8 protein-coding genes and 1 pseudogene are annotated in these 26166 nt (G+C 66.5%); all 9 read right to left on the bottom strand.

Annotation, left to right across the window (positions count from 1 at the left end; translation table 11 throughout):
* Positions 1–39 precede the first annotated feature (39 nt).
* Complete coding sequence (locus ACSAMW_RS00320) at positions 40–7977, bottom strand: amino acid adenylation domain-containing protein (RefSeq protein ID WP_500592137.1); 7938 nt, start codon at positions 7975–7977, stop codon at positions 40–42.
* Between the two features lie 703 nt (positions 7978–8680).
* A pseudogene (locus tag ACSAMW_RS00315) lies at positions 8681–9135 on the bottom strand (REP-associated tyrosine transposase).
* A gap of 128 nt (positions 9136–9263) precedes the next feature.
* On the bottom strand, positions 9264–10226 hold the full coding sequence (locus ACSAMW_RS00310) for an ABC transporter substrate-binding protein (protein WP_500592136.1): 963 nt from the start codon (positions 10224–10226) through the stop codon (positions 9264–9266).
* Positions 10195–11082, bottom strand: coding sequence for a (2Fe-2S)-binding protein (locus tag ACSAMW_RS00305; RefSeq protein WP_500592135.1), 888 nt, complete (start codon positions 11080–11082; stop codon positions 10195–10197). The genes ACSAMW_RS00310 and ACSAMW_RS00305 overlap by 32 nt, the downstream gene beginning before the upstream one ends.
* Entirely contained in the window at positions 11082–13124 is a 2043-nt protein-coding gene (locus ACSAMW_RS00300; protein ID WP_500592134.1) for an iron ABC transporter permease, read from the bottom strand. Before ACSAMW_RS00300 ends, ACSAMW_RS00305 begins: the two co-directional genes overlap by 1 nt.
* Entirely contained in the window at positions 13100–13894 is a 795-nt protein-coding gene (locus ACSAMW_RS00295) for an ABC transporter ATP-binding protein (RefSeq protein WP_500592133.1), read from the bottom strand. The genes ACSAMW_RS00300 and ACSAMW_RS00295 overlap by 25 nt, the downstream gene beginning before the upstream one ends.
* Complete coding sequence (locus ACSAMW_RS00290; RefSeq protein ID WP_500592132.1) at positions 13891–16065, bottom strand: TonB-dependent siderophore receptor; 2175 nt, start codon at positions 16063–16065, stop codon at positions 13891–13893. The genes ACSAMW_RS00295 and ACSAMW_RS00290 overlap by 4 nt, the downstream gene beginning before the upstream one ends.
* 170 nt (positions 16066–16235) lie before the next feature.
* Complete coding sequence (locus tag ACSAMW_RS00285; protein ID WP_500592131.1) at positions 16236–24128, bottom strand: amino acid adenylation domain-containing protein; 7893 nt, start codon at positions 24126–24128, stop codon at positions 16236–16238.
* Positions 24112–26013, bottom strand: a complete 1902-nt coding sequence (locus tag ACSAMW_RS00280) for an amino acid adenylation domain-containing protein (RefSeq protein WP_500592130.1) — start codon at positions 26011–26013, stop codon at positions 24112–24114. The genes ACSAMW_RS00285 and ACSAMW_RS00280 overlap by 17 nt, the downstream gene beginning before the upstream one ends.
* Positions 26014–26166 lie beyond the last annotated feature (153 nt).

The following is a 26166-nucleotide window of genomic DNA, read 5'->3' as shown; positions in this document are numbered from 1 at the left end:
ACTTTAATAATCGATTGGGCCCCAGCGGGGCGGCCTGGCTCAGTCGTCCATCGACCCCAGCAGGGCCTCCAGGTCATCGCCTTGAACGTCACTGGCAAAGGCGCCGGGCTGCGCCTGCGGCGGTACCAGCAGGGTGCGTAGCAGCTCCTGAAACTGGGCCGACAACGCCGACGCCTGAGCTGGGGCAATCAAGCCGGGCAGGTAACGCCAGTCCACGGACAGGCAGCCGTCCACAATCAGGGCGTTCATTTCCAGGGCGTAGGAGCAGAGGGTCTGTGGCCCCAAGGCCGCGCCAGCTTGCTCGCCCGTGGCCAGCCGCAGGGCGCCGCCCTGCTCGCCCTGGCCAAACTGCCCCAGGTAGTTGAAGCTCACCTGGGCCTTGGGCAGCGCCGCGATGGCGGCCTGTGTCGAGGCATCGCTCAGGGTTTCCAGTACGCCGTAGTGCATGCCTTTGTATGGAAGGCCGCGAAGGCTCTGGCGCACCTGCGCCAGGGTCTGCGCAAGGGCGGTGTCGCAGGCCAGCCACAGGGGGTAGCGGGTGGTGAACCAGCCCACCGTGCGGGTGAGGTCCAGGCCGTCGATCACCTCCTCGCGGCCATGGCCTTCCAGTTCCAGCAGCACACCCGCCGTGGCGCCCCAACCAGCCAAGGCCTGGGCCAGTGCCGCCAGCAGCAGTTCGTCGACCCGGCACTGCCAGGTGCCGGTGGCTTGGTGGAGGAGTGCCTGGGTGTGTGGCTGATCCAGCTGCCAGCGCAGGACCTGACTGGCGGCCAGGGTACGGTTTACGTCCCTAGGGGCTGCCGCCAGGGGCAAACCGCCCCGTGCTCGATGCTCGGCCGTCCAGTGCCGGGTCGGCGCCAACTGTCGCTGCCAGCGGGGCAACTCTTCGCGCACCGCCGGGGACTGCCCATGGGCCTGCAGGGCCTGTGCCCATTGGCCCCAACTCAGGCTTTGGGCCGGCAGCGCGATGGGCGTGCCCGCTTGGGCCTGGTCCCAGGCCTGGGCCAGTTCTTCAAGGAGGATGCGCCATGACACCCCGTCCACAGCCAAGTGGTGGACCACCAGCAGCAACCGCGAAGCATCGCCCGGCAGGGTGGCCAGCACGGCGCGCCACAGGGGCCCGTTCTGGATATCCAGGGAGGCCTGTACCTCGTCGCCCAAGGCATTGAGGGCCGCTGCGGGTTCTTCGTGCTGGCTCAGGTCAACCTGTTCCAGCACTTGGGTGGGCGTATTGGCGGGCAGGCTGTGGGCCTGCCAGTGGCCGTGAGCGTCGCGCTGATAGCGCAGGCGCAAGGCATCGTGGCGCTGCATCACAGCGTCCAGGGCCTGGCGCAATGGCGCCACAGCCAGGGCCTGGTCGGCGGCCAGCAGCACCGACTGGTTCCAGTGGTTCGCCCCTTCTGGATGTTCACTGAAGAACCAATGCTGGATAGGCGTGAGCGGTACAGGGCCCTCTACCGCCTGGTAACGCACAGCGGTGCTGGCGTGTGGCACTTGCTCGGCCAGCGCTGCGACGGTCTGGTGCGCAAACAGGTCGCGCACGCTGAGTGTAAGGCCGTTGGCGCGGGCCCGGCTGATCACTTGAATGGCCTGGATCGAGTCACCGCCCAAGGCGAAGAAATTGTCGTCGATACTGATGTCGTCCCGGCCCAGCACCTCACGCCAGGTGGCCAGCAAGCTCGCTTCGCGCTCATTGCGCGCCGCCAACCGCTCCCGCTGGTCTTCTACAGGCGACAGGGTGGGCAGCGGCAAGGCTGCCTTGTCTACCTTGCCATTGGGGGTCAACGGCAAGCTTGACAGCGGAACAACAGCCGTGGGCATCAGGTAGGTGGGCAGGCGGTCGGCCAGCTGCGCCAGCAACTGCGCGCCGGTTATGGCCGCGTCCCCTACCACAGCCCAAGCGTACAAACGGCGGGCTTCGCCTTCACCGCGCACCTGGGCCACTGCATCGCACACACCTGGCAAGGCACCGACGGCGCTTTCCACGTCGGCCAGTTCGATACGGTAGCCGCGTAGCTTGACCTGGCGGTCACCACGGCCCAGGTAATCGATCACAGGTTCAGCCTGTTGGCCGGGCCGCACGCGGCACAGGTCGCCGGTACGGTACAGGCGCGCACCGGGCAGGCCGAAGGGGTCGGGCACAAAGCGTTCGGCGGTGGCGGCAGGGCGGCCTAAATAGCCCCGTGCCAACCCCTCCCCTCCAATGCATAGTTCGCCCGTGGCACCGTCAGGCACCCGGTTGCCCCAGGCATCAAGCACATGAACCGAGCGGCCTGGGTAGGCAGTACCCAGGGTGACCACGGCCTCCTGGGTGTCGGCAGCACGGGTGTGGCGGCTCATGGCTGAAATGGCGGCCTCGGTAGGGCCATAGGTGTTCTCGAAACGTACGTTGCACAGGCCACTGGCCCGCCACCGGGCCAAGGCCTGGCCACTCAGCGCCTCGCCACCCACGGTCACCAGGCGCATGGCCGGCAGCGCCGCGGGCAGGTCACCCAGCCATTGCTGCCAGAAGGCCGTGGGCAAATCCGCCACCGTCACGGCTTCCTCAGCCAGCACCGCGTTGAACTCAGGCCAGCTCCACAGCTCGGGGCCACGCAGCACCACACGGGCACCTACGCACAGGGCGGGCAGCAATTGCTCCAGGGCCGCGTCGAAGTTGATGGTGGAAAACTGCAGCACGCGGTCCTGGGCGTTGAGGGCAAAACGCGCGAACACGTCCTCCATGTGCACAGACAAGGCACCGTGGGTCATCGCCACACCTTTAGGCGCGCCGGTGGAGCCGGAGGTGTACATCACGTAGGCCAATGCAGTGGACGCAGGCGCCTGGCCATCAAGGGAGACGGGGGCCGTGTGGTCATCGTCTTCGAGCACGTGCAAGGTCAGGCCCTTAAGCACCGTCGACAGCAGGGTTGCGCTGGCACGGTCCACTACCACCTGCTCGATACCGGCGTCCGCCACGATGTGGGCCAGCCGCTCAGGTGGGTAGTGAGGGTCCAGGGGCACAAAGGCCCCACCGGCGCGCCAGATGCCGAGCAAGGCAGCAACCATGGCGGGTGAACGGCTCACACATAGCCCGATCCGGGCTTCGGCCGGGCTGTTGGCGGCCATCAACCGTGCGGCAACACGGCCAGCATCATGGGCCAGCTCGCCGTAGGACACAGTGGCGTAGTGTGGCGTGTCTGGCGAGCGCAGGGCGCAGGCTTGCGCGTTGGCACCGGCCTGTTCGGCAAACCGGGCCAGTACGCCGTGGTAAGGCCGGCTGGCCGCACGAGGTGCCACTGGCGTACCCAGCACCAAGCTCCCTATGGCCCGGGTAGGCTGCGCCACGACCTGGCTGAGCAGGCTCACATAGTGGTCGGCCATGGCCTCGATGGTGGAAGGCTCCAGCACATCGGTGGCATAGCCGAAGGACAGGCGCAGGGTGTCGCCGCGGTCGGTGACGTCCAAAGTGAGGTCAAAGGGCGCGGTCTCCCCGCCCATGGCCGGTGACTCGAAGGTGCTCACCCGTAAGCCGCCCAGGGTTGCGAACTGCCCAGGCGGGGTCACTTGCAGGTTGAACATGGTCTGGAACAGGGGGGACAGGCCCAGCTCGCGCTGGGGCTGCAAGGCGTCCACCAGCTGCGCAAACGGCACACTGGCATGGGCCTGGGCATCGAGCACTTGTGTGCGGGCCTGGTCAAGCAACGTGGCAAACAGCTGCTGGCCGTGCACCTGGGCGCGTATCACCAAGGTATTGGTGAAGAACCCGATCAGGCTTTCCACCTCCAATTGCTCGCGGTTGGCGACTGGAATGCCGATGCGCAGGTCAGCCTGGCCGCTGTAGCGGTACAGCAGCGCCTGGTAGGCCGCCAGCAAGGTACTGAACAAGGTGGTGCCGGCGGCTTGGGCCAGGTGGCGCAGGGCGCGGGTCTGTTCGGGGCTGAGGGCGTGCACATAGCGTGCACCAGCGCCGTCACGCACGGCGGGGCGTGGCCGGGCCAGGGGCAGCTCCAATACGGGCTGTTCGTCACCCAGGGTGGCCTGCCACCAGTGCAGGTCCGCCGCTTGCTGGGCCTGCTGCGAACGTTCCCACAGGGCGTGGTCGGCACACTGGATCGGCAAGGCTGGCCACTGTGCACTCATGCCCTGGCGCAGGGCTTCATGACCGGCGCAGAACTCGTCGATCAACAGGTTCATGGACCAGCCATCGGCAATGATGTGGTGCATCACCACCGCCAGCACATGCTCGGTGGGGCTGCTGGACAGCAAACTCACGCGCAGCAGCGGCCCCTGGGCCAGGTTGAATGGCCGGGAGACCTGCTCGCGCAAGGCCTCGTTCAGGGCGCCGGGGCTTGTGGCGTCGAAGGTCGCGGTGTGCCATTGGAAGCGGGTGTCGAGCCCTATGCGCTGGCACGGCTGGCCGTCTACCAGGTGGAAGGTGGTGCGCAAGGCTTCATGGCGCGCCACCACTTGGGTAAAGGCCTGGCGTATGCGCTCGGCATTCACTTCACCATGCAAGCGAACCGCACCGGGCACATGGTAGGCGCTGCTTTCAGGCTCCAGCTGCCATAGCACCCACAACCGTGCCTGGGCCTGGGACACCGGCAGCGGTTGTGCGGGGTCGAACTCTTCACGCTGGGCCCGCGGCCGCAAGGTGTTGGCAGGCGCAACGTCGCTGACACCGCCCTGAAGGTCGGCCAGGGCCGCGGCGAACTGGCGCAAGGTGGGCAGGTTGAACACCTGCTGCAGCGGGAGCGTCAGGTGCAGGCGCTCACGCACACGGGTGGTCACCTTCACGGCGCTGAGGGAGTGGCCGCCCAGCTCGAAGAAGTTGTCATCGCGGCCGACGGTGACGTCGCCCAGCACGTCTTGCCAGATCGCTGCCAGCGCCTCTTCATAGGGGCCTTCCGGCGGCAGGAACGGCCGTTCGGCCTGCTGCGCCTGGGGGTCGGGCAAAGCCTTGGTGTCCAGCTTGCCGTTGGCGGTAAGCGGTAACGCCTCCAGCCAGACGAAGGCGCTTGGCACCATGTGAGCTGGCAAGCGTGACGCTAGGTAGGCTTGCAGGGAGGCGGTATCCAGCGGGGCGCCGTCCGGTGCCGCCACCAGGTAGGCTACCAGGCGCAGGTCGCCCTGCCCGTTCGGGCGCGCCACTACAACGGCCGCACGCACCTGAGGGTGCTCCCGCAACTGGGCACTGATCTCGCCCGGCTCGATACGAAAGCCTCGGATCTTCACTTGGGCATCGTTGCGCCCCAGGTATTCCAGTTCGCCGCTGGGCAGGCGCCGGGCCAGGTCGCCGGACCGGTACAGGCGTGCGCCTGATGGCCCAAAAGGGTCGGCCACAAAGCGGCTGGCGGTGAGCGCAGGTTGCCCCAGGTAACCCCTGGCCAAGCCGGCACCGCCGACGCACAGTTCACCCACGGTGCCCAGGGGCGCAGGGTTCAGGTCCGCGTCCAGCACGTACAGCTGCAAGTCGGCCAGTGGCTTGCCGATCAGGCTGGGGGCATGGCCTAGGGTATCGGCCAAGGTAATGTCCCTGGCGGTCACATGTACGGTGGTTTCCGTGATGCCGTACATGTTCACCAGCCGAGGGGCTGTCTCGCCTCGCCAGGCCAGCCATTGGGCCAGCGCCTGGGGCTCCAGTTTTTCTCCGCCAAAGATCACGCAGCGCAGGCTGTGCAACGGTGCCCGCAGGTCCTGCTCGGCCTGGATCAGCGGCAGGAACGCCGAGGGGGTCTGGTTCAGCACTGTCACGCCGGTGGCGTGCACCAGCGCGTGGAACTGCTCAGCTGAACGGGCGGCCCAGTACGGTACGATCACCGCCTGCCCGCCGGAGGACAGCGCCCCGAACAGCTCCCATACCGAGAAGTCGAAGGCGTAGGAGTGGAAGCAACTCCACACGTCCTTTTCGTTGAAGGCAAACGGCGCCAGGGTGACATCCAGCAGGCGTGCCACATTGCGCTGGGTCACGGCCACCCCTTTGGGTTGGCCAGTGGAGCCGGAGGTGTAGATCACATAGGCTAATTGGTCGGGGTGGCTGTGCACTGGGTTCAGTGCCGTTGACTGCCCTGCTTGCTCGACGGTGACGCAGGCCAGGCCGTTGAACAGCGCTTGATGACGCTGCTGGCATGCTTGGTCCACGACCACGCGTGTGATACCGGCATCGGCGAGGATGTACTGCAGACGGTCCAGGGGGTAGTCGGGGTCTAGCGGTACATAGGCGGCACCACTGGCCAGCACACCGTACAAGGCCGTAGGCAACGCCACCGAGCGTTCCACGCACACGCCCACGCATTCGCCGGCCTTCACGCCTTGGGCTTGCAAGCGAGCGGCCAGCCCTTGGGCGGCTGTGCTGAGTTGCTGGTAGCTGAGGGTGACGTCACCGGCGACCACGGCGGTGCTATCAGGCTGCTTACGGGCTTGCTTGAACAGGCGGTCGGCCAGCGGCACGAAAGGCGCCGCTGGTATCGGCCGGGCCACCGGCGCCGGCCCGGCCAGCGTCAGCCGGCCCAGCGGTGCATGGCTGCGGAGGATCACCTGTTCAAGTAGGTGGAAGTAATCGTCGGCCAGGCGTTGCACCGTGTCGGCGTTGAAAATGTCCGTGGCGTAGATGAACGCAAACGTCAGGGTGTCGCCCTGGTCGCGGATATCCAGGCTCAGGTCATACCGGGCCACGGGGTGCGCCGGGCTCCACTCGGTAACCTGCACACCGGGCAGTTGCGGCAGGCCGGTGCCCTGCACTTCCAGCAAGTTGAACAGGGCCTGGCACAAGGGCGTAACGCCCGGGGCCGGCGTGGGCCGCAGGGCCTGCACCAGGTCGGCGAAGGACACGCCACCATGGGCCATGGCTTCACCCAGGCGCTGCTGCACCTGCTGGAGCAAGGCCGTGAACGGCAGCGCCCCGGCCAGCTGGGCCTCGATCACCACGGTATTGACCAGGCACCCGATCAAGGGCGCGGTTTCAGAACGGTCGCGGTTAGCCAGGGGCATGCCCACCCGGACCGTGGGCTGGCCGCTGTGCCGGCTCAGGACCAGTTGATACACCGCTAGCAGGATGGCCGACAGGGTACTGCGTTGCGCCTTCGCCAAAGCCCGCAGGCCTGCCAACGACTCGGTCGGCAACCGGTGTAGGGTCCGGGCCCCATGACCGTTGCGCAGCTCGGTGCGCGGGCGATCCAACGGTAGCGCCAGCGGGTCCAGAGGTTCGGCCAGGCGATCGCGCCAGTAGGCCAAGTCGGCGGCGTGGGCTGCCGGGCTGTGCCAGTCGGCTTGCCACTGCACCCAGTCGGCGAACTGTACGGCCAGCGGCGCGGCAAGCTGTTGGCCGCTGTAGCCCTTAGCGAACTCGCGTACCAGCACGGCCATGGAGAAGCCGTCAGCGATCACGTGGTGCAGGGTCAAGAGCAGGACATGACGTTGTTCACCTACCGTGACCAGTGCCAGGCGCCACAACGGCCCTTGTTCCAGGTCGAAGCGGCGCAGGTAAAAGGCTTCGGCCAAGCCTTCCAAGGCGCCAGAGGGTGCTGTACCGCTCGCATCACGCAGGTCGTGGAACTCGCACAACGCTTGGGCCGCTGCCGGGTCAAAGGCATCGATGGCCTGTACCGGCGCACCTTGCTCTTCAAGGATGCGCGTGCGCAGGGTGTCGTGGCGCTGGGCCAGCCCGGCAATCCCGGCCAGCAGGCGCTCGCGGCTCAGCGCCCCGTCCAGGCGCAAGCCTCCGGTCATGTGATAGGCACTGCTGTTACCGTCCAACCGGGCCAGGAACCACAGCTGCTGTTGCATGGCTGAGAGCGGCCCACGGGCGCTGCCATCTGCCGCACGCACCAGCAGCGGCACCGCCGGTAACTGGCTGGCCTCCATGTTCAGCTCCGCCAGCCGAGCACGAAACTGGCTGCGTTTTTCCACCGGCAAGGCAGCATAACGTGCGGAGATGGCCTGGCGGTCTCGGGGGGCGGCGACAGGGGGAGCGGTGTTCGATGAAGTTGACTGGTTCATGGGCGCGTCGTGATAAGTCCATGGGCAGCCACCGCAGGGGCAGCTAAAAGTGTCTTATCTGGGAGACGAAACGCGTGTGGAAATCTTCAGTAATAAAAAGCGCCCAGGTTCGAAGCTACTCGCTGCTTGCTATGGGACTGGGTGTAGCCGATGGTGGCCAGTTCGTCCGCTACGCCCGCGCTGCGCCCGCGCTACGCGAACTCCCACAGGGGGTCGCGGCGCCGGATTTGGCTGCTGTGGGACCGGGCGTAGCCAAAGGCGGAGACCGGGAACGGGGCCATTGAGGTGTCGCCGGGTGTCCGGTTCGTCCGCTGCGCCCGCGCTGCGCCCGCGCTGCGCGAACTCCCACAGAGGGGGGCGGCGCCGGATTTGGTTGCTGTTGGACCGGGCGTAGCCGAAGGCGTAGACCGGGAACAGGGCCATTGAGGTGTGGCCGGGTGTCCGGTTCGTCCGCTGCGCCCGCGCTGCGCCCGCGCTGCGCGAACTCCCACAGAGGGGGTCGGCGCCGGATTTGGTTGCTGTGGGACCGGGCGTAGCCGAAGGCGGAGACCGGGAACAGGGCCACGGCGGTGTGGCCGGGTGTCCGGTTCGTCCGCTGCGCCCGCGCTGCGCCCGCGCTGCGCCCGCGCTGCGCGAACTCCCACAGGGGGTCGGCGCCAGCTTTGTGAACAGGCCGAACACCTGTGCCTAGCCAGCATGGGCTTCATAGCCACATGGCATCCCATAGGCAATAGTCCCCAGGGGTTTGCACAAGCCCGGCCCTGACCGGGTTGTAGATGATGTAACGGGCGGCGGCCTTGAGGTCATCTTCTCGGCGCATGGCCCTGTCGTGGAAGCCTTTTTGCCAAAGGGGGCCAGACCTGCCTGTCTGTTGATTGAACGACAGTGCCGCGTGCAATTTCACTTGACCGACCAACTGTTCGAGACACCCGGACGTAAGCCTGGCCAACCAGTGAATATGATCGGGCATCACGACCCAGGCGATGCTGTCTGCCTTGCCATTGTCCTGTTGTTGACAAAAGCCTGCACCACAGGGAGGCCGGTTTGCCAGCGATCGAACAAGGGCATACGGCCTAGGGTTGCCGTGGTGATCAGGTAGACCCTACCCACTTCGGACCACCGCCCAGCCCGTAGACGTTTACTGTGATAGCGCTGCATTGAACACCCTTCCTGGTTGACCCCGGAAAGGTACCCGCTCCACTGCTCTGCATGATCGTCAATAGCGTTACACGCTGTGTGGCGAGCGAGCGCGGTAAACCGCCTGCCCCTACAGGGCCTTCACCGAACTATCGCAAGCCCGGTAACGCCTGCCCAACACGCTCGGCAAAGGTGGTCATGGCCGTAAGGCCACCGAAAGTCCAGGTATCCCGAGGTAAAAAGCCGACCCGGCCGGCCTTTACCGCAGGCACTTCCTGCCACAAACGCTGCTGATACAGGGGCCGATCAGGGCGGTCGATCAGCAGCAGCAACCAGTCCGGATGGGCGAACAAGGCATCCATGGACAAGCGCACACCCATTTGCCGTTCGGACGTGGTCGCCCAGGCATTGCTCAGGCCGACCTTGTCCAGTAACGCGCCCACGGAGCTGCGGCGGTCGAACCCCCAGAAGCTGCCGTCGTCGGTGAGCGGGTTGAGCAATGCGGTTGGGCGCCCGGCCAGTTGCAGGTGTTCCACTTGGGCATGTGTACTTACCAAGGCGTCGTCCAGGCGGCGGGCCAACACCTCAGCAGCGAGGTTGGCAGCCACATAGGTAGCCAGGTCATCGCAGACCGCACGCAGCCGCGTAAGGGCATCGCCCTGCCCCGGCGCCGGCTCCAGGTCGTAGACCAGCGTGGGGGCGATGGTTGCCAATTGGTCAGCGATGCGGCTATGGCGTTGGGCATAGCCAATGATCAGGTCCGGTTGCAGGGCGGCAATGGCTTCCAGGTCCGGTTGCTGGCGCGTGCCCACAGAGACCACCTGCTCCAGCCGTTGGGCCTCGATACCCACCCAGCGCCGATACACGTCAGGGTCGGCCACGCCTACAGGCGTAAGGCCCAGGCTGAGCACCGCTTCGGTGAACACGAACTCTAGGCACACCACCCGCTGGGCCTGGGTGGGCAGGCTGAGCGAGCGCTGGCCCAAGGGCGTGTGCAAGACCTTGGGCGCACCACCCCAACACCCTGCCAACGGCAAGGCCAGGGCGGCGCCAAGCAGCAGCCGGCGGGTACGGTCCACCTCACGGCTCATGGTGCGGAGCCTCATGGTCATGGTCATGGTCATGGTCGTGATCGTGATCGGTCAGCCGTTCGAAGTGGGCCTGGCGCTCGGCCATGGGCCGTTTTTTTAGCAAGGGACAGGTGGTGCAGTATTTGAAATGATCTTCGAAGGCATAACGCAGGCAGCAGTTGCGCCGTACGCGCAGGGGTTGAGGTGCCAGCGGGTGTACGTCCTGGTGAAAGAGAAACGCATTGCGGTAAGGGTTGGGCGACAGCCCATCAAGGCTGAGCGGCGCTTCCAGCAGTTGCGCTCGTTCTGCCAGGGCCGCCTCGGCCAGGCTGGGCAGGTGCTCGGCCAGGGCCAGGAAGACCGTATCGATACGCGAGGCTACGTTCACCCAGAGGATGTCACGGCTCACACCACTGGCCTGGTAAATCCCCTCTACCATGGCTGGAAACACCTCCTCCAGTAACGCGCCGTAGCGGCTGCGCACATCGCTGGCCGCCACCAGGGTAGGCGCCAGCAGCACCTGCTTGGGGTAACCCTGGGGATCGAAACGCAGGCTGGCCAGGGACAGGTTCGGCACGGCCCGCACCAGCAACGCCGGCACAGCCACCAGATACAACAACGTGCCCGCCAGGTAGATCGACCACTCGGATGCATAGGCCCGGCTGTGCAGGTTGCGACCTGGAGGCACCTGGGTAAACGCCGACAACGCCGCGGCGGTGCTGACCGTACGCTCACCGGCCTGATGGTCCAGCTCGGCGCTGCAGGCCAGTTCCAGTGCCAAGGCCTGCGGGTCGAGCAACACCTGGCCACCGACGCGGCGGCGGCCGTCGTCCTGGAAGGTGCAGTAGGCGCGCAGCTCGGCCAAGGCAGGCCGGGCCAGCAGGGTGGGAAAGTCCATCAGGGTGCCTTGCGCAGGTAACTGCGTGCCAGTAGCCAGAGAAAATACGGCGCGCCAATGGCGGCGGTGATGATACCTAAGGGCAGGTCTCGGGGGGCGAAGGCTACGCGCCCTACACAATCGGCCAGGCCTAGCAGCAAGGCCCCGATCAGCATGGCCGCGCCTATCTGCTGGCGTTGCCCTTGCAGGCCCAGACGGCGCGCTGCATGGGGCGCGATCAGCCCAGCAAACGCCACCGGCCCGGTACCCGCCACGGCAGCGGCGGTCATCAGGCTGGCGACGGCCAGCAGGGCCAACCGGGCTTGAGCCACGTTCAACCCGAGCGAGGCGGCGCTGGCATCGCCCAAGGCCAGCAGTTCCAGCCAGCGCCCGGCACGCCAGGCCAGGGGCAGGCTGACCACCGCCCAGGGCAGAATGGACAGCAGTGTGCCCCAGCCTTGGCCGTAGGTGCTGCCCACCATCCAGCTCAGCGCCTGGGTGATGTGCACATGGAATTGCAGCAGCACCAGGTTCAGCGCGGCGGCCAGCAGCGCAGCGCAGGCCAGGCCCGTAAGGGTGACCCGCATGGGCTCCAGCCCACTGCGCCAATTGAGCCCTACCACCACGCCCAATACCCCCGCCGAGGCCGCCCAGGCCAATGGCACCCCCCACCAGGCCATCAGGTCGCTGGCCGCCGGTACCCATAGCAGCATCAGCAGCACTACCAGGCTGGCAGCCGCCGTGCTGCCAAACATTTCCGGGCCTGCCAACGGGTTGCGGGTCATGCCCTGCAACAGCATGCCGCTGGCGGCCAACAAGGCGCCCCCCAGCATGGCGATCAACACGCGGGGCAGGCGCAGGCCGAGCACCTGCAATGCCTGGGCGTCACCCTGCACACTGCCCTGCATCAAGGACAGTAGCGTAGTGCCACTGGAGCCATGGCTGGCCGTGACCAGCACCACGGCCAGCAGCCCCGCGCCTAGGGCCAAAAACAAGCGGCTGGGCCGGGCATGGCGGCGCTGCACCTGCGCAGGGGCCATGGACAGCCGTGCGGTAGTGGGTGCCAGGGTACGACGCAGAATTAGCAGCAGCACTGGAGTACCAATCAACGCGGTCATGACGCCCAGCGGCAACAGGCCGTCATCCCCCGCGGCGATCACCACCGCATCGGCCACCAGCAGCAGCACAGCGCCCCATAGCCCGGACAAGGGAATCAATCGGGACGGCCGGTGAACGCCAGAAAGGCGTAGCAGGTTGGGGGCGATCAGCCCAATAAAGCCCACCGGTCCGGCCCGGCCGATGGCCAGCGCCGTGAGCCAGGTGGCCAGCAGCACACAGGCTGCGCGCACCACCGCCGGGCGCAGCCCCAGCAAGCTGGCCTGCTCGTCGCCCAGGCGAATGAGGTTCAGGCCTGGCACTAGCCACAGCACCACCAGCACGGCGGGCAACGCCAGCAGCCAAGCCAGCGTGACGCCCTCAGTGCCCACCTGCTGCAACGAGCCGGTGCTCCATTGCACCAGGCTGACGGCTGAATCGTCGCTGACGGTCAGCACCAGCATAAGCAACGCGTTCAGTGCCAGGGCGGTGGCAGCACCGGCCAGGGTCATGCGCAAGGGTGAGGCTCGCCAGCCACCGGCGACGGCAAAGGTCAGGCCCGCCGCCAGCAAACCCCCTACGAACAGCGTGGGGGCCAGGGGCAGGCTGCTCCAGATGAAGGTGGCGACCAGGCCCAGTTGGGCGCCGGTGGTCACGCCCAGCAAGTCGCTAGACGCCAGCGGGTTATGGGTGACCGTTTGCAGCAGGGCCCCGGCCAGCCCAAACGCCAACCCGGCCAGCAATCCGGCCAGGGCGCGCGGCAGGTGAAGGTCCATCCACAGCAGCCAGGCGGGTGAATCAGGGGTAACCAGCGTGCCAAACGGCGCACTGCCGAAGGCCCCTACGCTGTTCCACAGCAACAGGGCCGGCAGTGCCAACAGGCCCACTGCCAACCAGGCGCGGACCGGCGTGACGCCAACCCGGCGACTCTCCACGCCCCGGCTCACAGCCGCATCCGGGGCAGGCACACCAGTTCGCCATCGGCGTCGATGCGGTGCATGGGGGTGTCGAATACCGGTTCCAGCACAACAGGCTGCAGGATGGCCTCGGGTGCACCGCGGGCCTGCAAGGCGCCCGCCTTCATCAGGATCATCTCATCGCTGAAAGCGGCAGCCTGGTTGAGGTCGTGCAGCACCCACACCACGGTCAGGCCGATGTCCTGGGCCAGGTCGCGAATCAACCGCAACACGTCCACCTGATGGTGAATGTCCAGGAAGGTGGTGGGTTCGTCCAGCAGCAGCACCTTGGCCCCTTGGGCCAGGGCCATGGCGATAAAGGCACGCTGGCGCTCTCCCCCCGACAACTGACTGAGGTCGCGTGTGCGCAGGCCTTGCAAATGTGTGCGCTCGATGGCGGCTTCGATGGCGGCGCGGTCTTCGGGGCCGGGCCGCGCGGCAATACCGGTATGGCAATAGCGCCCCGTGGCCACCAGCTCTTGCACCTGCATGCCTTCAGGCACCAGGGGGTTCTGGGCCAGCATGGCCAGGCGCCGCGCACGCTCGCGCACCGCGAATGTGTGCAAGGGCTGGCCGTCCAGCCATACCTCCCCAGCGGCGGGCTTGAGCAGCCCACCGAGGGTACGCAGCAAGGTACTTTTGCCACAGCCATTAGGCCCGCACAGGGCGGTAATGGAACCCGCCTGGAACGCCACGGACAGGTTGTGCAGCACCGGTCGCTGGCCCAGCTGTACGCTGAGCCCTTCTGCCTTCAATACCGGTGTGGGCGGGGCGGGGTTCACCACGAACGGGTGGCGGACAACAGCAGCTCCTGGCGGTCCCCATACTGGCAGCGGGTGGGGCTGCCGCAGCGGGCCACGAACTGCTTGTCGAGCAGGTTATTGGCTGACAGCACGAAGCGCCAGTCTGGCAAAGTGTAGTGAACGGCAGCGTCGACCACGGCGAAGGAATCCACTTTCAGGGTGTTGGTGCTATTAGCATAACTTGAGCCTACGTATTGCGCACCCGCACCGAAGCCCAGGCCCGAGAGCGGGCCATCGTGCAGGGTGTAATCCAGCCACAGCGAACCCAGATGACGCGGCGTGGCGGCCGGGGCGTTGCCCACGGTGGCGTCCGCGGGCCCGCCCTTGGTCACTTCCACATTCTGCAAGGTGTAGGCCGCCAGCAACTTGAGGTTGCGGGTCAGTTCGGCCGTGGCTTCCAGCTCCACACCGCGGCTGCGCACCTGGCCGTTCTGCACACTGCCGATGACGCTGGGGTCGGCGGCGTCGGTCAGGGCATTGTCTTGACGCAGGTCGAAAGCGGCTGCCGAGAAAGTCGCATTCAGGCCGGGCGGCTGGTACTTGATACCGGCTTCCCATTGCTTGGACTTGAGCGGGACGAACGCGCTGCCGTTGGCATCGGTGCCCAGCACCGGTTGGAAGGAGGTGGAGTAGCTGACATAAGGGGAGATGCCCGAATCGAACTGGTACATCAACCCTACCCGGCCGCTGAACGCCTGGTCGCTGGTGTCGTGGCGGGTATCGTTGAGGTTGTCCTCGTTCGTGGTATCCACCCAGTCCTGGCGCCCGCTGACCACCAGCACCCACTTGTCCAGTTTCATCTGGTCTTGCAGGTACAGGCCGGTCTGGGTCTGCACCTGGTGGGTCTGGGTGTCGTTGTAGTCCGGCTTGCTGATGCGGTCATGCAACGCGGTGGGGTTGTACAGGTCGAGGGCGTAGCCGTAGTCGTACCCCTCGCTGTCGTAGAAGTTCTGGTTGGTGACGTTCAGCCCTACCAGCAACGTATGGTCCACCTCGCCGGTGGCGAAGTGGCCTTCCACCTGGTTGTCGAAGTCGATGTTGTTGAAGCTCGAACCCAGGTTCATGGCCGCGCGCTGGATGGTCTGCTGGTCAGCGCTCAGCGCATAGCCAAACAGCGCCTGGTTGTCCAGGTCCACATGGGAATAGCGGAAGTTCTGTCGGAAGGACCAGTCTTCGTTGAAGTCATGCTTGAGCAGGTAGGCCAGGGAATACTGGGTTTTGTCGTAGTTCTCGTAGCTGGGGTTGCTGGTGGCCAGGCTGGTGGGGATACGCTGGCCGCGGTCGGTACGGTGCACCGAACCGTAGTACGGCAGGAAGTTGTTGGAGTCCATGGTGTTGTCGCGCAAGTAGCTGGCCATCACCGTTAGGGACGTGGCCTCGCTCAGGCGCAGGGTCAGCGAGGGTGCCAGCAGCGTACGGGTGCCGTGCACCGAGCCCACTTCGTTGCGGCTGGTGGTCTGCTGGGCGATCACCCGGTACAGCAGGTTGTCGTTGTCGGCCACCGGCCCAGACAGGTCCACGCCCAACTGGTAGCGGTCATGGCTGCCGGCCTGGGCGTCAATCTGGCCACGGGTGTAGTCCGTAGGCATCTTGGACACCATGTTCACCACACCGCCTGGCTCGCCCTGGCCGTACAGCACCGAGGCCGGCCCCTTGAGCACCTCGATGCGCTCCAGCTGGTACGGGTCTACACGGAACTGGTCCAGAGCGCGGCCTGGCACCGCCGGCAGGCGGGTGCCGTCCAGGTAGAAGAAGTCGCTGCTGAACCCGCGAATGGTAAAGGCATCGTTGCGGGTGTCGTTGCTGTAGGAGGTGTTGACCCCGGCGGTGTAGTGCAGGGCCTGGTTCAGGTCTACCACGTTGCGGTCATCGAGCTGCTCGCGGCCGATAACCGAGATCGATTGGGGGGTTTCCTTGATGGGGGTATCGGTCTTGGTGGCGGCACCGGCCTGGCGGGCTACGAAGCCAGGGACCGGACCATCGGCGCGCTCCTGCACCTGCTGATCCTGAACGTTGATCATGGGAAGCGTCACACCGCTGCTCTGGGCCTCGCTTGTTGCAGGTGGTGCTGTGGCGGCCCATACAGGTGCAGCACCCAGGCCTACGCCCATCATTACCGCCAGCGTGTTGCGTTGAAACCCTGCTTTCATGTCCCTTGTTCCCCCAATGTTCCAGGGCGCTCGACCGGCGCCTAAGGTAGTTCGACTGCGTGTTGCCGGCGCTGCTGAAAACGAGACCCCGAGGCAATGGCGGGGGATTTAAATACGAATTGTTATCAAGTGCAATCGAATTCATTCGCATCCCCCCTTTTGTATCGCCTTTACTCCAAGGCGAATTCGTCCAGCAGCGCGTCCATGGCATCCAGGTCGGAAACCGCCTGGGTCAGGGTATGCACATGGGCGGTGAACCCCCGCAGCGTGGGCGCTTCGAACACGGCCCTGAGGGCTACTTCCACTTCAAAGGCCTGCGCGACTGCTCCGATCAGCCGTGTGGCCAACAGCGAATGCCCGCCGAGCGCGAAGAAGTCATCGTCCGGTCCTACTTGGGTAACGCCTAGCAAAGGCGCCCACACCGCCACCATGCGCTGCTCAAGGGGCGTCAAAGGGGCCGGCGGGGTTGCAGGTTCAAGTGCCGGCTCCGGGAGGGCATGGCGGTCCAGCTTTCCGTTCGGGGTCAGAGGCATGTCGTTCAAGGCTTGGATATGAGCAGGCTGCATATAGCTTGGCAGCCGGCTGGCCAGCAGGTTGCGCAGCGCCGGAATGTCCAGCGTTACCCCTGCTAACGGGCAGGCATAAGCCAGTAGGCGTACGCCCCCTGCCCCTTCTCGGGCCACCACAGCTGCCTGGCGCACCTGCGGGTGCTCGCACAGCACGGCTTCGATCTCGCCCAGTTCGATGCGGAACCCACGCACCTTGACCTGCTGGTCCAGGCGGCTGAGGTATTCTAGGGTCCCATCGCTGCGCCAGCGCACCAGGTCACCACTGCGGTACATCCGCGCGCCCGGTGTGTGGCGTGCCGCGAAGGGGTCTGGCACGAAACGCTCCGCGCTCAGCCCAGGCCGACGGTGATAACCGCTCGCCAGGCCTGCGCCACCGATGTACAGCTCACCGGCCACATGGGTGGGCGATGGCTGCAGCGCATCGTCCAGGACGTACAAGGTGGTGTTGCCAATGGGCCGGCCAATGCTCTGGTTGATGGGCGCCACCTGGGTGATGAGGGCCGCACTGGTCCAGACTGTGGCTTCGGTGGGCCCATAGAGGTTCCACAGTTCGGCGCCGGGGTGAAGCAACGCCTTGGCCAGGTCCGCCGGCAGGGCTTCACCGCCGCAGAACATGCGCAGGCCTGGCCGAGGTTGCCAACCGGCCTCAAGCAACAGGCGCCAGGTGGCCGGTGTGGCCTGCATGACGCTGCTAGCGCCTGGCTGGGCCACGTCCAAGGATGCAGAAAGAAATGCCGCGTCACGGGCTTCTAGGTGCCGTGCGATCACCACCTCAGCGCCTGCCACCAGCGGTAGCATCAGCTCCAGCACGGCAATGTCGAACGACAGGGACGTGACCGCCAGCAGGCTTTCGTGGGGGCGCAGGCCGGGTGACTGGCGCATGGCCTCGATAAAGTTGGCCAGCGCGCCTTGGGTGACCACCACCCCCTTGGGCCGACCCGTAGACCCGGAGGTGTAGATGACATAAGCGGCCTGCTCAGGGTGCAATATGGCAGGCTCGAAGGGCTGCACCGCTGCCAATGAGGTGCCTGGCGTAACCTGCGCGACCCCTGGCAGCGCGGGCAGCCGGGCATGGCCTTCGGCGTCGGCGATCACCGCGCCCACGCCTGCATCTTCCAGCACGTAGGCAATCCGGTCCAAGGGGTACTCAGGGTCGATGGGCACGTAGGCCGCGCCAACCTGCCACACCGCCAGCATGGCCATCGGCAGTTCCACCCCGCGGGCCAGGGCAATGGCCACACGGTCTTTGGCACCGATGCCATGAGTTCGCAGTTGCTCAGCCAGGCCGTGGCTGCGTTGCAACAGCGTGGCGTAATCCAAGGCCGTTCCCGCGCAGCGCACGGCGGTAGCGGTAGGCGTATGCCCGGCCTGGCGTGCCACCCGCAGCGCCACGCTTTCTGTAGGGCTAGCGAGCGCCGGGCCTTGGCTGTTGTGCTCGAACCGGGCCTGGCTGGCACGGTCCAGCAGGCTGATGTCGCCCAGGCGTTGAGTGCCTTCATCGGTCAATGCGCCCAGCACCTGGCGTACCTGGCTGGCCAGGTGCTCGACCCCGAAGGTCTCGAAAAGCTGGGTATCGAACGCCAGGCGCAGGTTCAGCGCGGGTTGCAACGTGGCCACACAGGTCAACGGATACCCGGTGGTTTCAGCAATGGCCACGTCGCTGTAGTCCAGAGCCCGCGGGTCGGCTATGGCCGCTGCGGGCGCCGTGTCCAAGGGGTAGTTCTCGAACACCAGCAAGGTATCGAACAGCGGGCCACCGCCAGCGCGCAGCCGCTGCAGGGCGGAGAGTGGCACGTGCTCATGCTCACGCATGGCCAGGTTTTCAGCCTGCAACGCTTGCAGCCAAGGGACCGGCGCCAAGGCGGGAGATGGTGTACTGGCCAGCGGCAGCGTATTGATGAACAAGCCGACCATCTGCTGTGCGTCGGCCAGCGCGGCGGGCCGCCCGGCCACTGTGGTACCCAGCATTACCGTAGGTTGCCCCGTGCAACGCTGCAACACCACCAGCAAGGCGCCTTGCACCAGCGTATTGAGGGTGAGCCGGTGGTTCCGGGCAAAGCGCTCAAGCCGTGCAGTCTCCTCGGCGCCCCACTGGGTGTCGATGAACCCATGGTGCGCCTCGCAGGCCGGTGCCGTAACGGGCGCCGTAACGGGCGCCGTAACGGGCGCCGGCAACGCGGCTGCCAGCAAAGTGGGCTCGGCAGCGGCGTTGACACGAGGCTGCCAGAAGGCCTTGGCCTGGGGATCGATGTCACCGTCCATGACCCCTGGCTGGCTCAGCAGCCAGCCGATGTACGCTCGGTAGCGTGGCACGGCGGCCTGCAGGCCGGGTGCGTCGGGTGTCTGATAACGCTCAAGCACCTCGGCCAGCACGGCCGCGCTGCTCCAGCCATCCATCAACAGGTGATGCCGGGTCCAGAGGAAGCGGTAGCGGTCACCTGGCAGGCGTACCAGGGCTGCACGCATTAAGGGGGGGCGGGACAGGTCGAACGGCGTCAGCCGTTGCTCCCGGGTCAGTGCCTCCAGCCGTTCATCAACGGCCTGGATCGTGCTCAGGTCGTGCTGTTCAATGGCCAGGTGTGCCCGGCGGTCCACCCATTGCAAGGGCGCCTCGCCCGGTCCACCGGCCACGATGGCCGTACGCAGCACCGGGTGGCGTGCCACGGTGGCAGCCCAAGCCGCCGCAAAGCGGGGCACATCCAGGTGGTGAAGGGTCAGGGCCAACTGGTTCAGGTAGCGCCCTTGCTCTGGCGCATAGCGCGCTTCGAACAGCATGCCGCGCTGCATTGGCGACAAGGGGTACAGGTCCTCCAGGCGGACTGGGGCGATGTCCAGCGCCGCTAACTGGGCCGTACTTAGGTGGGCCAGGGGGAAGTCCAGCGCCGCCAAGGTCGCGAAGGCCGTGGATGTACACAGTGAGATCAACTGCCCCACCGCCTGTTCGAAGGCTTGGGCCAGCCCTTGTACACCGGCTGCCGAACACTGGTGGGGATCAAACCCCCACGCCAGGTGCAACTGCCCACCTTGCACGTGGGCGTCCAGGGCCAGCGTATGGGTGGGCGGTGCCTGGGGGTCCCGTTCGGCGCCCCGCGGGCCGTCACCCAAGCCAAACAAGGCCTGCTGGGCGAAGCCTGCATCCAGCACGCCGAGGTAATTGAAGCGCAGGTTCGGCGAGGCGATCTGGCCCAAAGCGGCCTGCTGCGCTGCCGTGCCCAGCTCGCGCAGCAGCCCGTAGCTGACGCCCTGGTCTGGCACCGCCAGGCGCTGCTGGCGGTTGGTATCCAGTACATGGCGTAGCTCGGGGCCCGCTTCTACGGCCACGGGGTACAGGCTGGTGAACCACCCCACGCTGGTGGCCAGGTCACTGTCATCGCCCGCCAGCGGGTCACGGCCATGGCCTTCCATGTCCACCCACAGGCGGGCCTGGGCAACGCCTTCCACTTGGGCGAGCGCTTGGGCAAACGCGGTGAGTAACAGGTCGTCGATGTGCAAGCGGCGCTGGGTGCCGGTCAGGGCCAGCAAGGCCTCGGTATCGCGGCGGCTCAGCTGGCTGTGCCAGTAGCCGGTGCCGTTATGTGAAGCTGCTTGGGTACTCGCTAAGCCAGCCAGGGGCCAGGGCTGCAGCCCTTTGGTATGTGCTTGCCAGGCCGTTAACGCCTCGGCCAGCGCACCCGTGGCCAGCGCCTGCTGCCAGCGCCCGGCCCAAGCCTGTGCGCTCGGGCCAGGTGCAGCCAGTGACACAGGTTCGTTGGCCGCCAGGTGCTGGCACTGCTGCTGTAATTCGTCAATCAGCACGCGCCAGCTCATGCCGTCCACGGCCAGGTGGTGGATGACCAGCAGCAGCTGTGGCCCATCGGCCAGGGCTGGCGCATATAGGGCCTTTACCAGTTGGCCAGTAGCCAGGTCCAGGCTGCGCTGTGTCTGCTCACACAAGTCCGCAAACGCCTGTGTATCGGTTACCGAAGTGACCTGTAACAGGTCGGCCGGTACGGTGTCACGCACTACCAGGCCCGTGGCCGTGGTGTGCAGGCGCAAGCTGGGGTGTCGGGCCACCAAGGTGCTCAGCGCAGTGCGCAGGTGCTCAGCCGCAATCGGCTGCTGGCAGGTGAGCAACACGGACTGGTTCCAGTGGGCCGGGTGCGCCAGTGCCAGGCGCAGGAAGCGCGCCTGGGCAGGCGTGGCAGCATGCACGGGGGCAGCTGACGGCGTGGGAGCAGCTTTCAAGGGCTTGGCCACTTGGGCCAGCTGGGCCAGGGTGGCCTGCTCGAACACCTGCCGCGGCGTGAGCTTGTACCCGGCACGGCGGGCGCGGCCAATGATCTGCAGGCTGAGGATAGAGTCGCCGCCCAGGTCAAAGAAGTTGGCATGGCGGCCAATGTAGTCCTGACGCAGTACCTGCTGCCAGATGTCGGCCAGCAGGCACTCCACATCGCCCTGGGGCGGTTCATCGCCGGCCTGAGGCACCACGGGGCTGGCCGCTGGCAGCTGTTGCCGGTCGAGTTTGCCATTGGCGGTCAGCGGCAGGTTGGCCAGTTGCACAACCTGAGCAGGCACCATGTAATCGGGTACGCGCTCGGCCAGCCAGGCCCGTAGGCCAGCCGTGTCGGCCGCCAATGTACGGCACACCACATAGGCCAGCAGCTGGGTGGCGCCATCCTCGCGCAACGCCGCGATCACTTCGGCCTGGGCCACCTCGGGGTGCTGGCGCAGCAGCGCGCTGACTTCGCGCGGTTCTACACGGTAGCCACGGATTTTGACCTGCTCGTCTATGCGCCCGAGGAACTGCACCGTGCCATCGGCGTTCCAGCGGCCCCGGTCGCCGCTGCGGTACAGCCGCTGGCCTGGCAGGTGGGGGTCTGGCACAAAGCGTTCGGCCGTCAGCCCTGGCCGGTCCAGGTACCCCCGAGCTACGCCGGGGCCACCCAGGTACAGTTCACCGGCCACCCCGGCAGGTACCGGGCGCAACTGTTCGTCCAGTACCTGTACACGGGCATTAGGCAAGGGCAGGCCCAGGGGAATGTCGGCGCCCTGCCCGCTGACCTGGCAGGCCAGCACGCCAACCGTGGTTTCCGTCGGGCCATAGTGGTTGAACACCTTGCATGCCGGCGCAAGCCGCGCCACCTCAGCGGCCAGGGCTGGAACCAGTGCCTCGCCGCCAGTCACCAACGCATAACGGGGTAGCACTGCCTCAGGCGCCTCCCCCTGGAGCAGGGCCGCCAGGTGGCTGGGTACCATTTTCAACACGTCGATACAGTGGCGCTGCATGAAGTCGCCCAGCCGCGAGGCGTCGAACGCACAATCTGGGCCCGGCAGGTACAGCGATGCGCCGCTACCTAGCGCCCCGAACAGCACCGTATGGCCCAGGTCTGCTGCCACGGTGGACACCAGGGCCATGCGCAGCGAGGGTCGCCAGCCGAACTGCTCGATGATGCCTTGGGTGTAGTCGGCCAGGGCCATATGGCTGACCACTACGGCCTTGGGCTTGCCGGTGGAGCCGGAGGTATAGATCAGGTAGGCCGCTTGGTCTGGGAACACGGGCGTTGGGTCGGGCGCGAGCGGGGTCGCGTCCACGCCTGCCAGAGGCTGCGTCACGTTACCGCTGAGCATGATCACCTCCCAGCCCGCCCCCTGCAGGGCGCTTACGCCTGCACCATGGCCCAGGGCTATCACTGCACCACAATCCTGGCGTATGTCTGCCAGGCGTGCGGCTGGCGTGGCGGGGTCGAGCGGCACATAGGCCGCACCGGCCTTGAGTACGCCCAGCAAGCCCATGACAAAGGCCGGTGACGATGACGCGCACAGGGCCACACGGGTTTCGGCGCCTGCACCGAGGCTGCGCAGGTGCGCGGCGATGCGTTCGCTGGCCTGGTCCAGTTCCTGCCGGTTCACCGCACCGCCTGTATTGCTGAACACGGCCAGTGCGGTAGGGTCGGCGGTCACGTGCTGGTGCCACAGGCTCAGTAAGGTGTGGTGCGGCCACGGGCGGGCCACCCCGCAGGCAGCCGGTCGGGCACCGGGCAAGGTCAGCGCGGCGACGGGCTGGTCGGGGGCGCGAACGGTTTGCTCGGCGAAGGCGGCGAAGGTGCTGGATACCTGCTCGATGGTCTGCCGCTCGAACAACGCGGTGGCGTAGGTAAACACCGCCTCGATGCCGTCAGGCCAGTCGGTGACGTCCAGGCCCAAGTCAAAGCGGGTGGCGGCATCATCCAGGGCCAGCGGGGTAACGCGCAGGCCGCTGGCAAGGGTTTGGGTAAGCAAGGGCATTTGCTGCGTGAACTTGACCTGGAACAACGGGTTGGCGGCCAGGCTACGCTCAGGTTCAAGCGCCTCGACCAATTGCTCGAACGGCACGTCCTGGTGAGCGTGGGCGCCCAGCATGGCCTGCTCCAAGGCGTCGAGCACCTCAGAGAACGTGGCCGTTGGCGCGGCCTTGGCGCGAATCACCAGGGTGTTGACGAAAAAGCCCACCACTGGCGCGACTTCCTCACGCGCCCGGTTGGCACTGGGCACCCCAATCCGCACATCTGGGTTACCGCCCAACCGGGCCAAGGTGCAATGCAGCACCGCCAGCAACAGGTTGAACAGGCTAGTGCTACGGGACCGGGCCAGCGCCCGCAAGCCTTGAGACACCTCTGGGGACAGGGACAGCCGCAGGCGCTCGCCAGCAAAGCTCTGGGCTGCACTACGGGTATGGTCCGTGGGCAGGGCAAGGCTGGCCTGCGCGCCAGCGGCGCCTTTATCGCTACCCAGTTGCTGGCGCCAGTACGTAAGTTGCTCCTGGAACAGGCCGGTGGCGGCCAGGTCCCGCTGCCAAGCGGCATAGTCGTGATAGCCGATCACCAGCGGTTTGAGCGGCTGTTCCGGCTCAGGTACGCCGGTGCCCGCCTCGTAATGAGCGCAGAGTTCGCGCAGCAGCAACTCGCCAGACCAGCCATCGGAAATCAGGTGGTGCTGGGTTAGCGCCAGCCAGTGGTGGGTGGTGTCCAGGGCGATCAAATGCAAGCGAATCAAGGGCGCCGTGGCCAGGTCGAACGGGCGGTTGGCTTGCTGTTGTGCCAAGGCCAGGGCGGCCGCTTCGCGGGTAGCCGCTGGCTGGCCGGTGAAGTCGGTAAAGGCCATGGGCACGCTGGCCAGGTCAGCCACGGCCTGCCAGGGTACGCCGTGCGCGTCTTCGCCAAAGTGGGTACGCAGGGCGGAATGGCGCGCCACCAAGGCATCAAGGCTGGCCTGGAGGCGTACCCGGTCCAGCGCCCCTTCCAGCCGGAGCAGGCCGCTGATGTGCAGGGCGGCTTCGGCGCCGCCCAGGCGTGACACGAACCAGAGCCGTTGCTGCTGGAACGACAAGGGCCAGTGCTCACGCGCAGGGGCCGGGACAATGGGCAGGCGGCTGAAGTCCACGCCCTGGCTGGCCAGGGTTGGCAGCAGGCGCGCCTTGGTGGTTTCAGGAAGGGCCGCGAGCCGGCGGGCCAGGGCGACTTTATCGGGCGACGACATTGTTGTGCTCCTCTGCCAGGTCCAGCATGGCTTCAAGAAGGCTCAAGGCCTGGGCTTCGTCGTGCTCGGCGGCCTGGGCGTCGCGCTCGATCAGCTCGGCCAGGTCGGCCAGGCGCGGGGCTTCAAACAGCAGCGCCAGGCGAAAATCGGGGTGCAGGCGCTCGCGCACCTGGGCTTGAACGCTAGCCGCAATCAGCGAGTTGCCGCCCAATTCGAAAAAGTGGTCGTCCAGGCCCACGTCGATCACGTGCAGTTGTGCCTCCCAGATGGCGGCCAGTGTCTGCGCTACGTGCCCTTGGGGCGCTCGCCAGGCAGGGCGGTGCGCACGGGGGGCCGTCAGTTGCCCGCGGTCGAGCTTGCCATTGGGCAGGCGCGGCAGTGCTTCTAGGGCCACCAGGTGCGTAGGCACCATATGGGCTGGCAGCCGGTGCTCCAACGCCTGGCGCAGGGCATCGATGCGGTCGTGGCCGCCTTCGGCACTGAAGAAGCCCACCAGTTGAGGCCCGGCTTGGGTCTGGCACAGCACCACGGCAGCTTCACGTACCCCTGGGCTGTCCAGCAGGCAGCGTTCGATTTCTCCCGGTTCGATACGCAGGCCGCGCAGTTTGAGCTGGTCATCGGTGCGGCCCAGATAAGCATAAGCGCCGTCACTCAGCCGCCGCACCCGGTCACCCGTGTGGTAGCGCCGGGCCCCGGGCGGCCCGTCTGGGTCTGGAAGGAAACGCTCGGCGGTCAGCGCCGGTCGGCGATGATAGCCCCGCGCCAGCCCATAGCCACCAATGAGCAGTTCACCCTCGTCAGCAGGGCCGTCTGCCTCCAGCGGCTGCAGCGCCACATGGCGCGCGCCCACCGGCGTACCGATCGGCAGCCAGGCCAGGTCGCCCAATTCGGTAGGGTCATCGCTGGTCCAGAGCAACGGCGTGATAACGGTTTCGGTAGGGCCATAGCCGTTGACCAGGCGCTGTGGCGCCAGTGCTGCCTGGATCACGGCACAGGCCTGGCGAGACATGGCCTCGCCACCGGTGGTCCAGGAGCGCACCCCGGGGAGGCGTACCTGGTGGTCGGCGCACCAGTGGGCCAGCGTGCGCAGGTAGGCCGGCGGGAACGCGGCGATGGTGACCGCTTCGCGCTGCAGGGTGGCTACCGTCTGCTCCGGGTCCCAGAGGGCGTCACCGGTGACCACGATGGCCGCGCCCGCGATCAAAGGCGCCAACCAGCCTTCATGGGCGCCGTCGAAATTTACCGAGGCGAAGTGCAGTACCACATCACCTTCCCGTACACCGTAGCGCTCCACGATGGCTTGGCAATGCATCGCCAGCGGCCCATGCTCCACGGCAACGCCCTTGGGTGCCCCAGTGGAGCCGGAGGTGTAGCTCAGGTAGGCCAACTGCTGAGGGTGCACGGCTGCCGGTGCCAGGGGTTCGGCAAAGGCTGCCATGGCCTGGCCCATGACGATCACGTTGGCGCGGTCGAAACCGTCCAGCGGTTCGACGCCCTGCCCCATAAGCCAGACCGCAATGCCGGCATCCTCGACCATGTAACGCAAGCGCTCCACCGGGTAGGTACGGTCCAGCGGCACGAAAGCAGCGCCCGCCTTGAGCACGGCCAGCAGGGCCACGAACAGGTCCGTGGAGCGCGCCACGCTGACCCCGACCAGGGTTTCAGGGCCAGCACCCCGGCGCTGAAGGCCTGCGGCCAGCTCGCAGGCCCTCTGGTCCAGCTCGGCAAATGTCAGCCGGGTGCTGCCGTCACTGACGGCCAGCGCCTGGGGGTGGGCCTGGGCGCGCTGCTGGATAAGGGCGTGAACCGGCAAGCTGGCGTGCTCGGCACCTGAGAATGCGACGGTCGTGGGTGCTGCGAAGGGGTGCATGTGGTGTGTGGCCATAGTGATCCGGCCCCCGGCCGGCAAGAAAGCGGGATATGCCAAGGGGGACGAGTTGCAGGGCAAAAATTTAAGGACAGCGGGCGGTTTTTTCGGAGAGGGTTTCCCTGTTTGTTTTTTTCGTGCCTGATTCGTCATTACAGATAGCCCGCCGCA

It is taken from the genome of Pseudomonas sp. AB39(2026), assembly GCF_059831485.1.
The sequence above is the reverse complement of the archived record's forward strand: the minus strand, read 5'-3'. Positions and strand labels throughout refer to the sequence as shown.